Raw genomic sequence first — 12458 nt, 5'->3', positions numbered from 1 at the left:
CTTGCCGGAAACAACTGGTCATCCCACGGTGGCCCTCCATCGTCAACGACGACGAGGACCCCGCAGGAATTGACACCACGCTATGGGACTCACCCGCAGGCGCGCCATTCGCGTCGACCGAATCGGTGAGTGGGTATTCGGTCGACGCAAATGGCGACGCTTTCGCGGTTCCGGTCACCATTTGCGTCGACTGAATCCGGCAAGGCGAACCAGCCGACCCATCGGCCGTGGGCTTCCGCGCGCACTTCGCCGACTTGGCGGATCGCCTCGGCCTCACCCGCCGACTGCGTTGTCGCTTGATTCAGCAACGCCGAGAATTCCTGTTCCCGCTGCGTTACCGCTGCGCCCATCCTGGCAAAGCGAAGCCCCGCGATCCCATTGTTTTCAAGGGTTCGCGGGGCTTCGACGATGGCGGTGACGGTGGGATTTGAACCCACGGTAGGGGGTTACCCTACACAACTTTTCGAGAGTTGCACCTTCGGCCGCTCGGACACGTCACCGCCGTCAAGTGTACGTGACGCCCGGCGGGGTCGGCAAACGGCGGGCCTGCACGTCATGAGGGCCGGGCCGACGGCGTCACCCGAGCCTTCGCCGTGAGAACCCTTTTGTCCGGCTGCATTTGATTGCCTCAGGCAACCATTCTGGCTAGCGTGGGATCATGACCAGGCCCGACGCGACGAGCACCCCCGCGACGAGCACCATCACGACCATCCCCGCGAGGAGCACCACCGCGAGCACCGACGCGGTGCTGCTCGCGGCCCTGACCGCGCTCATGTCGGACTGGTCGTCACCGCGCGTGCAGGCGCGGTTCGCACGCCTGGCCGGCGTCGACCTCGACGCGGCCGACATCCACCCGCTCTACCACCTCGGCATGCACGGCCCCACCCGCGCCAGCGACCTCGCCTCAGCACTCCAGCTGAGCCGTCCCACGATGAGCAAACAGCTCGCGCGCCTGGCCGCCGCACGACTGATCGAGCGCTCCCCCGACCCGACCGACGGACGCGCCGTGCTCGTCTCGCTGTCGCCCGAGGGCACGCGCATCCATGCCGCCCTGGTCGCGCGCGGGCGCGACGCCGTCCGCGAGGCACTGGCCACGTGGCATCCCGACGACCGGCGACGCTTCGCCGAACTCACCACCCGCTTCGTCGCCGCCGTCGGCGTCGACGTTCCCACCACGCCGGCAGAGCCGGCATCACCCGGCGATCGCACTCCCGCGGCCGCCACCGACAGGAGGACATCATGACCCGCACCTACGTCGTCACCGGAGCCGGCTCCGGCATCGGCGCCACCACCGCCCGGCTGCTGCGCGAGCGCGGCCAGAAGGTCATCGGCGTCGACCTCAAGGGCGCCGACATCGAAGCCGACCTCTCGACCCCGCAGGGGCGAGTGGATGCCGCAGCCGCCGCGACCGCGGCAGCCGACGGCCGGGTCGACGCGGTCATCGCCTGCGCCGGCATCTCGGCACCGATCCCGAAGACGATCTCGGTGAACTTCTTCGGCGTGACCGAATTCCTCACCGCCCTGCTGCCCGCTCTTGGTCGGTCGGACGCCCCGCGCGCCGCGGTCGTCTCGTCGATGGCGTCGCTGCAGCCCAACTCGCCCGAGATGGTCGATGCGGCCCTCGCCGGCGACGAACCGAAGGCGCTCGAGATCGCCGGCCACGTCGTGGCCCAGGGACCCGAGGCCGCCTACCTGGTCTACCCGTCGTCGAAGCGCGCGCTCGCCCGCTGGGTGCGCCGCGAGTCGATCACACCGGCCTGGGCCGGCGCCGGCATCCCCCTCAACGGCGTCGCACCCGGTACCGTGCTCACCCCGATGACCGCGGACCTGCTGGCCTCGGCCGACGGCGCCGCCATGGTCGACGCGGCCGTGCCGATGCCGCTGAACTACCACCAGCCGCCGGAGTCGATCGCCAACCTGCTCATCTGGCTGACGAGCGTCGAGAACACGCACATGGCCGGACAGGTCATCTACGACGATGGCGGAGCCGACGCCACCCTGCGCGGCGACGACATCTGGTCGTGGAACGACCCGAAGTAGAAGCCCGCCCCGGTCGCCGTCCTCACCAGGGGGCGGCGACCTCGGCGTGCGTACGCAGGATCGACTCGGTCGTGCGCGCGGGCGCGCGCCCGATCCCACACTCCGTCGCCACCCCGAAGACCGGCACGTGCCGCAGCGCGACCTGGATCCGCCGGCGCGCGCCCGCGACCCCGTCTTCGCGGTGCACCAGCCCCAGGTACAGCTCGCTGTCGTCGATCTGCAGACCGTCGAGCGGGGCGTAGTACGCGTCGTCGTCGCGCTCGATCGGCACCGGCAGGTGGATCCAATCGATGCGACGGGTGGATGCCGCAGCCAGCATGTTCGCGAAACGCACCAGGTTGCCGGCATCGGCCGGTTCGACGAAGTGCTTCTCGGCGACGTCGCCGTAGCAGAGGTGGAACCCCACCTCCACGTCGTCGGGCACCCGATCGGCCTGTTCGGCCGAGCGTGCGGTCAGTCCGTCCCAGACGTCACCCTCCCACCACGGCGCGGCGCTGACACCCTCGATCATGCCGAACTCGACGGCGTTGTCCCACTGGATCGCGAGGTCGGCGTGCCGGATCGCGGCGAGGATCTCGTCGAGTTCGCGATACATGGCCGCGCGGTACACGGGCTCGATCGCCGCGTGCTGTTCGGGCGGGAAGAACGCACCCACCACGGCGAGCGGTGTCGGCAGCGACACCTGAAAACGTGTGCCCTCAGGCACCACGCCCTCCTCGCGCAGCCGCCGGAAGATCGCGTACGACTCCTGCGCCGCCGCCGCATACCCGAGCGGCGGGAACACGATCGTCGCCGGGTCGACGCCGTCGGCCACGCGCAGCGGCCGGGCATCGAGCATCCGCAGCATGCGCGGTTGGTCGCCCACCCGCTCGATGCCGGCGGCCTGGCCGAGTACATCGGGCTGGAACATGATCCAGTGGAACCGCGGGCCGCATTCCCCGTCCGGAATACGTCTCAGGTGTGCGCCGAGGATGCCGGCGGCCTGTCGCATGGTGGTTTCGGCGTCGTCGTAGTTGACGCTGCCGACGAGGTGTGCGCCCTGAGGCTGGGTCATGATCGTGCCTGTCGTTCGAGGGGGGATGCCACTCCCACGCTACCGGCACGGCGCTCTCAGGCCACGAACGGTGCCCGTACCGCCCCTCCGCCGCGGCTCGTCGTCGCTGCGGCGGGCGCAGGGTCGCCGCGGCGGGCGGCGCCGGGCCGCTGCGGCGCGCGCGGGTCGCCGCGGCGCGCGCCGGGTCGCCGCGGCGGGGGGTTGCTGCGGCGGGTGGCGGGTCGCTGCGGCGGGCGCCGGCCCGCTGCGGCGGGCGGCGGGCGCCGGGTCGCCGCGGCGGGCGCCGGGTCGGTACGGCGGGCGAGGGTCGCTGCGGCGGGCGGCAGGAACGTCGGAGCCCGGGCCTACCCTGGGAGCATGGCCACCAAGCGACCCACCGCCGCCCCGTACCGCTGCACGGAGTGCGGCTGGACGACGCTGAAGTGGGTCGGCCGCTGCGGCGAATGCCAGCAGTGGGGCACGGTCGTCGAGGCCGCCGAACCCTCCGGCATCGCGCCGCGGCAGGTCGCCGCGACCGCGCCCGGACGCAGCGCCCTGCCGATCACGATGATCGACACCACGACCACCCCGCGTCGCACGAGCGGCATCGCCGAGTTCGATCGGGTTCTCGGCGGCGGCATCGTGCCCGGAGCGGCGATCCTGCTCTCGGGCGAACCCGGCGTGGGCAAGTCCACCCTGCTGCTCGAGGTCGCCGCCCAGTCGGCGCGCGCCGGCCGCCGCGTGTTGTACGCGAGCGGCGAGGAGTCCACGGCCCAGGTGCGCCTGCGCGCCGAGCGCACCGGTGCGCTGCACGACGAGCTGTTCCTGGCCAGCGAGACCGATCTGGGCACGATCCTCGGCCACGTCGACCAGGTGCAGCCCGACCTGCTCATCGTCGACTCGGTGCAGACCGTCTCGTCGGCCCTGTCCGACGGCCTCGCCGGACACCCCGGCCAGGTGCGCGAGGTCGCGGCCACGCTCATCCGCGTCGCCAAAGAACGCGCCCTGCCCGTCGTCATCGTCGGTCACGTCACCAAAGACGGCTCGATCGCGGGCCCCCGCATCCTCGAGCACCTGGTCGATGTGGTCGCACACTTCGAGGGCGACCGGCAGACCTCGCTGCGCTTTCTGCGCACCCTGAAGAACCGGTTCGGCCCCACCGACGAGGTGGGATGCTTCGACATGACCGGCGCCGGCATCGATGAGGTCCCCGATCCCAGCCGGCTGTTCCTCGGCGGCGGCAAACCAGTCGCGGGCACCTGCATCACGATCGCCCTCGAGGGCCGGCGCGCGCTACCGGTTGAGGTGCAGGCGCTGACCGTGGAGGCATCCGGCCCCAACCCGCGCCGGGTGGTCAGCGGGGTGGATGCCTCGCGGGTGGCCATGATCCTGGCGCTGCTCGAGAAGCGGGCCGGGGTGGCCCTGGCCCGGCACGACGTGTACGTGTCGACCGTGGGGGGCGTGCGGCTGGTCGAGCCCGCCGCCGACCTGGCGATCGCGCTGGCCATTGCCACGGCGGTGCGCGACACCGCACTGCGGCACGACGTCGCCGCGATCGGCGAGCTCAGCCTGTCGGGCGAGATCCGGCCGGTCACCCAGGCGGCACAACGACGCAACGAGGCAGCGCGCCTGGGCTACCGCACCGTCATCGACGAACGGGCCGGTGGCATCGGCCGCGCCCTGAACCTGGTGATGGCCACGGCGATGGCCCCGGCATCCGCCGACGACGTGCCCGCGTTCTGACGGCAGGCCGGCGTTCTGACGGCCGTGCCGGCTTCCGCCGACGACATGCCGGCGTTCTGACGGCGGGCCGGCGTTCTGGCGGCCATGACGGCGAACCGGCGTGCCGACATCCGTCTGCGGCGGGCCGGCCGTTCAGGCGTCGAGTGCGGCGATGATGTCGCCGGGTGCGGCCTGCATCGGATGCGGGCCGGCGATGTCGAAGAACACCGTGGTGATCTCATCGTGGTGGGCGCCCAGGAACGCGCGCAGCCACGCCGGCGAGTGCAGCGCGACCGCCGGCGGCAGTGACGCGGGCTTGTTGCCGGCATCACTGAACAGCAGCAGCGCGACGTCGCCCGTGTTCGGGTCGCGGAACGTCCACACCTCGCCGGAATCGCGCGGATCGTCGCGCGCACCCGGCCGCATCAGCGGCACCACGGTCGGCCCGTGCCGCAGTGCGAACGCGACGGCCGCCATGTCTTGCGTCTGCAGGGCGTCGGCCAGCTGGGGGTTGCGGAACTCCAGCTGCTTCTTCGCGCGCTTCTTGCCGGATGCCACGACCCCAGCGTACGGGACAGAATGGGGCCCCCTCGAATCGCTCATTGGGGACTGGACGACTCGAGAGGGCCCGAGACGCTGCGCCGACGGCCGGACCCGCTGGGGACAGGTCATTCGCTGCTGGGGACAGCTGCACCGCTTCGGTGCGCAACGTATGTGTCCAGTGTAGAGGGTCCGGGGCCATGTCCGATGTCCCCCTTTTGGGGGACATCGGATGTCTTTTTTCGGACTCAGTACAGCTGGAAGGCCGCTTCGTCGTGCGAGGAGATGCCGCCGATCGTCACGCTCAGGCGGTACGTGGCACCGCCGCCCGGTGCGTGCGGTCGGTTCTTGGCATCACAGGTGGCCACCGACGAGCGGGTGCGATCCCACGTGATCGGCTGGGCGCTCGACACCTTCTGCCCCGCCTGCAACACCACCACCATGTCGCTGGGCTCGGTCTGGCAGTCGGTGGAGCGCCACCACGTGTCGTCACCGCTGGTGATCGTGAACACCTGCTGGCTCGTGCCGACGTTGAGCGTGCACGGATTCTTGCCGTTATTGGTCAGTTCAATCGAGAGCTTGGGGTCCACGCCGGTCGCATACGCGGTCTTGTCGGTCACGGCCGTGACGGCGATGTCGTCGGTCGAGCACGGTTTGGCCGACCCCGTGGGCGCGGGCGTCGGCTGGGTGCCGGTCGTCGCCCCGGGCGTCGCACCCGGCGTGGCGCCGGGGACGGGCAGCCCGCTGTCGGTCGGTTCGGGGGTCGGCTGCGTGCTGTCCGACACGGCCGGCAGCAGCGGCTGGGCGACGGCGTCGGTGGGCGCGGTGTCGTCGGCCTTGCCCTGCCACGGGCGCGCGATCAGCAGCCACACGCCGGCGACGATCACGATGAGCACGAGCAACACGGCCAGCCGGCGGCGCCGGTACACGGCGGGCGAGTGTCGGCGGCGGGGAGTGCTCACGCACCCAGGCTACGGCCGGGTGCTCGGATGCCTCGGCAGGGCGCGCCCGCGTCGCCACGGACTCAGTGATGTCACAGGTGCTTGAGCATGCGCGTGTTGCCCAGCGTGTTCGGTTTCACATGCGCCAGGTCGAGGAACTCGGCGACACCGGCATCCGGGCTGCGCAGCAACTGCGCGTACACGTCGGGGTCGACCAGCTGCTCGCCGATCGGCGCGAACCCGTGGCGGGTGAAGAACGACACCTCGAATGTCAGGCAGAACAGCCGGTTCAGGCCGAGCTCGATCGCCCGCGCCTCGAGCACCTCGACGATGCGCCCGCCGATGCCCTGGTGCAGCCGGTCGTCGCGCACCAGCAGCGTGCGCACCTCGCCGATGTCACGCCACATCACGTGCAGCGCGCCGCATCCGATCACCTCGCCGCCCTGCTCGGCGACGACGAACTCCTGCACCGCCTCATACAGCGACACGAGTTCCTTGCCGAGCAGGATGCGTCGCTCCACCAGCGGCTCCAGCAGCATCTGGATGTGTGGGACGTCGGCCGTACGGGCGGGGCGGATGACGATCTCGGTCACGCGATCCACACTACGACTCCGGCGCGCGGAGCCCGCGACCGGACGCTCGATCTCTATGATTCGACCCATGGACGCGCCCTATCTGGTCCTCGCGATCATCACGTTGATCAGCACGATCCCGAGTCTGTTCTTCGCCGCGGCCGAGATGCGCAGCCGAAAACCGACCACGCGCGTCGTCGCGCGCTACACGACCGCGCGCAGCGCGGCGCTCCTCGTCCTGGCGGTGGTGCCGCTGTTCGGCCAGAACGACGGATGGCTGCTCGCGATCGCCGCAGCGATGATCATCGTCCAGGTCGTCGACGGGTTCATCGGCACCGCTCGCCGCAAGCCACTGCTCGTCATCGGGCCGTTCGTCGCCGCGGCCGCGAATCTTGCGGCACTGATCTGGTTCGTGCTCGCGCACGCGCTCCCCGCGACGGGACAGGCCTGAAGACCCAAGGGGGCATAAAGGCGACGGCTCGCGGGCAGAGACGACGACGGGGCGGATGCCGCAGCATCCGCCCCGTCGAATGTGACCCGGTCAGCCGGCGATGATGTCGGGCGTCGCCTCGATCGGCTCGTGGCCGCCGACGCCGATCGCGACCTTCTCGCCGCGCGGCGCGTGCTCGAACACGAACTCGCCGTTCTCGGCGTCGACCTTCACGTGATCGCCCGCGGTCAGCTCGCCGTGCAGGATGCGCTCCGAGAGCTGGTCCTCGATCTCGCGCTGCATGGCGCGGCGCAGCGGCCGGGCGCCGAGCGTCGGGTCGAAGCCGATCTCGATGAGCTTGTCCTTCGCGGCGTCGGTCAGCTCCACCGTCATGTCGCGGTCGAGCAGCCGCTCACCCAGGCGCTTGGTGAACAGGCCGACGATCTGGCGCAGTTCGTCCTTGCTCAGCTGCGGGAAAACGATGATGTCGTCGACGCGGTTGAGGAACTCGGGCTTGAAGTGCCGCTTGAGCTCTTCGTCGACCTTGCCCTTCATGCGCTCGTAGCTGGTGGTCGAATCCCCCTCGACCTGGAAGCCGACCGGTCCCCCGGCGATCGCCGACGAGCCGAGGTTCGTCGTCATGATGATCACCGTGTTCTTGAAGTCGACCACGCGGCCCTGACCGTCGGTGAGCCGGCCCTCTTCGAGGATCTGCAGCAGCGAGTTGAAGATGTCGGGGTGCGCCTTCTCGATCTCGTCGAACAGCACGACCGAGAACGGCTTGCGCCGCACCTTCTCGGTGAGCTGCCCGCCCTCTTCGAAGCCGACGAACCCGGGAGGGGCGCCGAACAGCCGCGACACGGTGTGCTTCTCGCCGAACTCGCTCATGTCGAGCGAGATCAAGGCACCCTCGTCGTCGAACAGGAACTCGGCCAGCGCCTTGGCCAGCTCGGTCTTGCCGACGCCGGTGGGGCCGGCGAAAATGAACGAGCCGCTGGGCCGCTTCGGGTCCTTCAGTCCCGCGCGCTGGCGGCGGATCGTGCGGCTGAGCGCGGCGATCGCCTCCTCCTGGCCGATGACGCGCTGGTGCAGCGCCTTCTCCATGAAGACCAGACGGCTGGATTCCTCTTCAGTGAGCTTGAAGACCGGGATGCCGGTGGCCTGCGCCAGCACTTCGGCGATCAGGCCCTCGTCGACCACCGCGGTGGTCGCGACATCCCCGCTGCGCCACTGCTTCTCGAGGCGCAGCCTCTCGGCCAGCAGCGACTTCTCTTCGTCGCGCAGCGCGGCGGCCTTCTCGAAGTCCTGCTCTTCGCTGGCGGCCTCTTTGCGGGTGCGCACGTCGGCGATCTTGTCGTCGAGCTCGCGCAGTTCGGGCGGGCTCGACAGGATCGACAGGCGCAGCCGGGCGCCGGCTTCGTCGATCAGGTCGATGGCCTTGTCGGGCAGGAAGCGGTCGGACACGTAGCGGTCCGAGAGGTTCGCCGCCGCGACCAGTGCGCCGTCGGTGATCTGCACCTTGTGGTGCGCTTCGTACCGGTCGCGCAGACCCTTCAGGATGTTGATGGCGTGCGGCAGGCTCGGCTCGGCGACCTGGATCGGCTGGAACCGGCGCTCGAGGGCCGCATCCTTCTCGAAATGCTTGCGGTACTCGTCGAGCGTGGTGGCGCCGATCGTCTGCAGCTCGCCGCGGGCCAGCAGCGGCTTGAGAATGGATGCCGCGTCGATGGCGCCCTCGGCGGCACCGGCCCCGACGAGGGTGTGGATCTCGTCGATGAACACGATGATGTCGCCGCGGGTGCGGATCTCTTTGGTGACCTTCTTGAGCCGCTCTTCGAAGTCGCCGCGGTAGCGGGAGCCGGCGATCAGCGACCCCAGGTCGAGCGAGTAGAGCTGCTTGTCCTTGAGCGTCTCGGGCACGTCGCCCTTGACGATCGCCTGGGCGAGACCCTCGACCACGGCGGTCTTGCCGACGCCGGGCTCGCCGATCAGCACCGGGTTGTTCTTCGAGCGGCGCGAGAGGATCTGCATGACCCGCTCGATCTCCTTCTCGCGGCCGATCACCGGGTCGAGCTTGTTGTCGCGGGCGGCCTGGGTGAGGTTGCGGCCGAACTGGTCGAGCACCTGCGAGCCGCCCTGGGCGCCGGCGGCGCTCTCGTGCGCAGCGCCCGAGACGGCGGCGGGCTCCTTGCCCTGGTAGCCGGAAAGCAGCTGGATGACCTGCTGGCGCACCTTGTTCAGGTCGGCGCCGAGCTTGACGAGCACCTGGGCAGCGACGCCCTCGCCCTCGCGGATGAGGCCGAGCAGGATGTGCTCGGTGCCGATGTAGTTGTGGCCGAGCTGCAGCGCTTCGCGCAGGCTCAACTCGAGCACCTTCTTGGCGCGCGGTGTGAACGGGATGTGCCCGGCGGGCTGCTGCTGGCCCTGGCCGATGATGTCCTGCACCTGCTCACGGACGGCGTCCAGCGAGATGCCGAGGCTCTCGAGGGCCTTGGCGGCGACGCCCTCGCCCTCGTGGATGAGGCCCAGCAGGATGTGCTCCGTGCCGATGTAGTTGTGGTTGAGCATCTTCGCCTCTTCCTGGGCGAGGACGACCACGCGACGGGCTCGATCCGTGAATCTCTCGAACATCTCCGACTCCTCCAAGCGCGCTGGTGGCGCCTACATCGAGGGTAACCAGCGGGCACGAGCCGTGTGCCGCTGTTCGCCGTCGGCATAGCGGCACAGGGAGCGGGCTTGACCTGTGGCATCCCTCTCGCTTATCGTTTCTCGATAACAACGACTATCGATAAAGAGGGATGCTGTGGTCTCGTTCTCATGGGTGCACCTGCTGATCCTGCTGGCCGCCGTCGCGGTCGTCGTGCTGATCGTGGTCCTCGCGCTGCGCGGCTGGCGGCGGCGCGGGATCAACGTCACCGTCGGGGTCACCCTGTCGGGCGCGGCCGTCATGGCGGCATTCTCGCTGATCGGCGCGATCGTGACGCTCGTGAACCTACTGACGACATCGCAGCTGAGCATGACGATCCCGGTGCAGACGTTCTGGCCCGACGTGCCCGGCGCGCAAACCGGCGCCACCGGCCCCGCCGCGATCGGCGGCGGCGGGTTCACCACCGCGGACGTGCAGGTCGATCACGTGGACGCCGCGACCCGCGCGCTGTGGGCGATCGGGCAGGCCCTCGGCGTGCTGCTGCCCGCGGTGATCGCCGGACTCATCGCGCTGGCGTGCTTCCAGCTGCTGCGCGGGGCGCCGTTCGCGCCGGTGGTCGCCCGTGCTGCCCTGATCACCGGGCTCGTCGTGCTGGTCGCCGGCATCGGCGCCGACGTACTCTCGCAGTGGGCCGGGAGCATGGCGTCGGTGCAGGCGCTCGGCCAGGGTGCGGTCGTGCCGGACCTGCCGGCCGGGTGGGATGCCTCGGCGCTGCTCCCCGCGCCGCAGATCGCGATCACCGTCCCGTTGTGGCCGATCGGAGCCGCGCTCGGGTTCGGAGCGCTCTCGGCGGTGCTCGGCTACGGCGCCCGGCTGCAGCGTGACACGGAGGGGCTGGTGTGACCCCCGCCGAAGAGGACGAGGCATCCGGCATCCACTGCCGTCTCGACGAGCTGCTCGCCGAGCGCGGCATGACGCTCACGCGGCTGAGCGAGCTGGTCGGGGTGTCGATCGTCAACCTGTCGGTGCTGAAGAACGACCGTGCCCGCGCGATCCGGTATTCGACGCTGTCGGCGATCTGCCGGGCGCTGGACTGCGAGGTCGGCGACCTTCTGGTGCGCGCGGACTGAGCCGCGGCATCCGGCGCCGCGCGCGCTGGGGTGAGCCATGGCATCCACTGCCGTTTCGCAGACCCGGCGCCGCGACCGTACCAGCTCAGTCGACGCAAATGGCTGCGATCGGGCGGGCAGGCGCGCCATTCGCGTCGACCGAATCGGTGAACGAGCATTCGGTCGACGCAAATGGCGATGCTTTCGCAGTTCGGGTCGCCATTTGCGTCGACTGAACCCCGGAAGGCGAGCCTGCCGACGGAACGGCCGTGTGCCTGCGCCGACGCCTGTGGACAACTCCGACGCCGAAATCCCCATATGTGGCACCGTGTCGTCATGGCGCGTGGCGAGATTCCCCCGGAGTTGGGTGCGGCGTTCGGGGTGGCGGCCGCGCGGCAGGCCGGCCTGAGCCGCTCCCGCTTGCGCGGACCCGATCTCGAGAGACCGTTCCACGGCGCCCGCGCGGTCGTCGGCGCACAGCTCATCGCCGACGACGCCGACGACGCGGAACGCGCGTACCCGCGCACCCCGGGACAGCGCCGGATCCACGCGCGAGCGGCGCAGTATGCCCCCGTGATGCCGGCGGGCTCGTTCTATTTCGGTCTCACCGCTGCGGTGCTCTGGAATGCACCTGTGCCCGGTCAGCTGCTCTCGTTCGATGCCGACGACCGGCGCGGCACCGAGCATCCGTCGTCACATGCCGATGTGCTCGATGTCGCCGTCTTCTGGCCGCAACACGCGCCCCGTGCGAAGGGAATCCGCGGGCATGCCGTGCGTCCGGGACTCGCGTGGACGCTCGATCACCCCGTCTCGGGATGGCGCATCGCGAGCCCCGCATCCACGTGGGTGACCCTGCCGGCGTGGGTCACGCACCCGTACGACCTGGTCGCGATCGCCGACCACTTCGTGCATGTGCATCGGCCCCCGCATTCGCGGCCACACCAGGTCGTGTCCGATCCTCTGGCGACCATCGCCCAGCTGACGGCTGCGGTGGATGCCGGCAGGCGTCGCGGAATCGACGACTTGCGCGTCGCGCTGCCCCGGGTGCGGACCGGCGCGGCGTCGCGCACCGAGACGTGGACGCGCCTGACGCTCGTCGATGCCGGTCTGCCCGAACCGGTGCTCGATCACGATGTGCTGGACGCTCATGGTCGCTTCATAGCCACCGTCGACATGGCCTATCCGCAGTGGAAGATCGCGATCGAATACGAAGGCGCCCACCATTCCGTGGGCGCGCAATGGGAGAAGGACGTCGATCGTCTGGCCAGACTCGAAATGGCGGGCTGGCGCGTCATCCGCGTCACTCGTTCGATGCTCTTCCGGGAGCCCGCCATCATCGTCGCCCGGGTGCGCGCCGCGATCGCGGAACGCACCCGCTGAGCGTGCAGCGCGCACGTGCCGGGCGAGGACGCGATCGTGAGTTC

13 protein-coding genes and 1 tRNA gene are annotated in these 12458 nt (G+C 70.2%); 8 read left to right on the top strand and 6 right to left on the bottom strand.

Annotated features, from left to right (window positions below; translation table 11 throughout):
- Window positions 1-194: hypothetical protein (locus tag H577_RS17930; RefSeq protein ID WP_211217897.1), on the top strand; the 194-nt coding region annotated here is incomplete at its 5' end.
- Between the two features lie 215 nt (window positions 195-409).
- Here the strand turns inward: H577_RS17930 and H577_RS0107120 are convergent.
- A tRNA-Ser gene (locus tag H577_RS0107120) sits at window positions 410-500 on the bottom strand.
- A gap of 158 nt (window positions 501-658) precedes the next feature.
- Between H577_RS0107120 and H577_RS16950 the strand changes: the two genes are divergently transcribed.
- Together H577_RS16950 and H577_RS0107110 are read left to right on the top strand one after the other, a co-directional pair.
- Window positions 659-1243, top strand: coding sequence for a MarR family winged helix-turn-helix transcriptional regulator (locus H577_RS16950; RefSeq protein ID WP_051191832.1), 585 nt, complete (start codon window positions 659-661; stop codon window positions 1241-1243).
- Window positions 1240-2040, top strand: coding sequence for an SDR family NAD(P)-dependent oxidoreductase (locus tag H577_RS0107110; RefSeq protein WP_029145378.1), 801 nt, complete (start codon window positions 1240-1242; stop codon window positions 2038-2040). Before H577_RS16950 ends, H577_RS0107110 begins: the two co-directional genes overlap by 4 nt.
- Window positions 2041-2062: 22 nt before the next feature.
- Here the strand turns inward: H577_RS0107110 and H577_RS0107105 are convergent, their stop codons facing one another.
- Window positions 2063-3094 carry a hypothetical protein gene (locus tag H577_RS0107105; RefSeq protein ID WP_029145377.1) on the bottom strand — a complete coding sequence of 344 codons (1032 nt, stop codon included), beginning with the start codon at window positions 3092-3094 and terminating at the stop codon, window positions 2063-2065.
- Between the two features lie 357 nt (window positions 3095-3451).
- Between H577_RS0107105 and radA the strand changes: the two genes are divergently transcribed.
- A complete protein-coding gene (radA, locus tag H577_RS0107100; RefSeq protein ID WP_029145376.1) occupies window positions 3452-4816 on the top strand; it encodes a DNA repair protein RadA in 1365 nt (454 codons plus the stop codon).
- Window positions 4817-4948: 132 nt separating this feature from the next.
- On the opposite strand, the gene H577_RS0107095 is transcribed toward radA, so the two are convergent.
- From H577_RS0107095 to H577_RS0107085, 3 genes are all read right to left on the bottom strand, one after another.
- A complete protein-coding gene (locus H577_RS0107095; protein ID WP_051191831.1) occupies window positions 4949-5398 on the bottom strand; it encodes a hypothetical protein in 450 nt (149 codons plus the stop codon).
- A gap of 185 nt (window positions 5399-5583) precedes the next feature.
- Complete coding sequence (locus H577_RS0107090) at window positions 5584-6297, bottom strand: P-loop NTPase family protein (protein ID WP_029145374.1); 714 nt, start codon at window positions 6295-6297, stop codon at window positions 5584-5586.
- A gap of 71 nt (window positions 6298-6368) precedes the next feature.
- Entirely contained in the window at window positions 6369-6815 is a 447-nt protein-coding gene (locus H577_RS0107085; RefSeq protein WP_245570355.1) for an amino-acid N-acetyltransferase, read from the bottom strand.
- Between the two features lie 37 nt (window positions 6816-6852).
- On the opposite strand from H577_RS0107085, the gene H577_RS18085 reads away from it, so the two are divergent.
- Window positions 6853-7299, top strand: a complete 447-nt coding sequence (locus tag H577_RS18085) for a hypothetical protein (RefSeq protein ID WP_245570352.1) — start codon at window positions 6853-6855, stop codon at window positions 7297-7299.
- Between the two features lie 90 nt (window positions 7300-7389).
- Here the strand turns inward: H577_RS18085 and H577_RS0107075 are convergent, their stop codons facing one another.
- Complete coding sequence (locus H577_RS0107075; RefSeq protein ID WP_029145372.1) at window positions 7390-9909, bottom strand: ATP-dependent Clp protease ATP-binding subunit; 2520 nt, start codon at window positions 9907-9909, stop codon at window positions 7390-7392.
- 172 nt (window positions 9910-10081) lie between these two features.
- On the opposite strand from H577_RS0107075, the gene H577_RS0107070 reads away from it, so the two are divergent.
- From H577_RS0107070 to H577_RS0107060, 3 genes are all read left to right on the top strand, one after another.
- The gene (locus H577_RS0107070; protein ID WP_029145371.1) at window positions 10082-10828 is read left to right on the top strand and encodes a hypothetical protein; all 747 of its coding nucleotides are present in this window, start codon (window positions 10082-10084) and stop codon (window positions 10826-10828) included.
- Entirely contained in the window at window positions 10825-11055 is a 231-nt protein-coding gene (locus tag H577_RS0107065) for a helix-turn-helix domain-containing protein (RefSeq protein WP_029145370.1), read from the top strand. Before H577_RS0107070 ends, H577_RS0107065 begins: the two co-directional genes overlap by 4 nt.
- A gap of 315 nt (window positions 11056-11370) precedes the next feature.
- Window positions 11371-12414, top strand: a complete 1044-nt coding sequence (locus tag H577_RS0107060; RefSeq protein ID WP_029145369.1) for an endonuclease domain-containing protein — start codon at window positions 11371-11373, stop codon at window positions 12412-12414.
- Window positions 12415-12458 lie beyond the last annotated feature (44 nt).

It is taken from the genome of Microbacterium luticocti DSM 19459, from assembly GCF_000422405.1.
In the GTDB taxonomy this organism is placed as follows: Bacteria; Actinomycetota; Actinomycetes; order Actinomycetales; family Microbacteriaceae; genus Microbacterium; species Microbacterium luticocti.
Note: the sequence above shows the minus strand (reverse complement) of the source record. Positions and strands in the feature narration are given on the sequence as shown.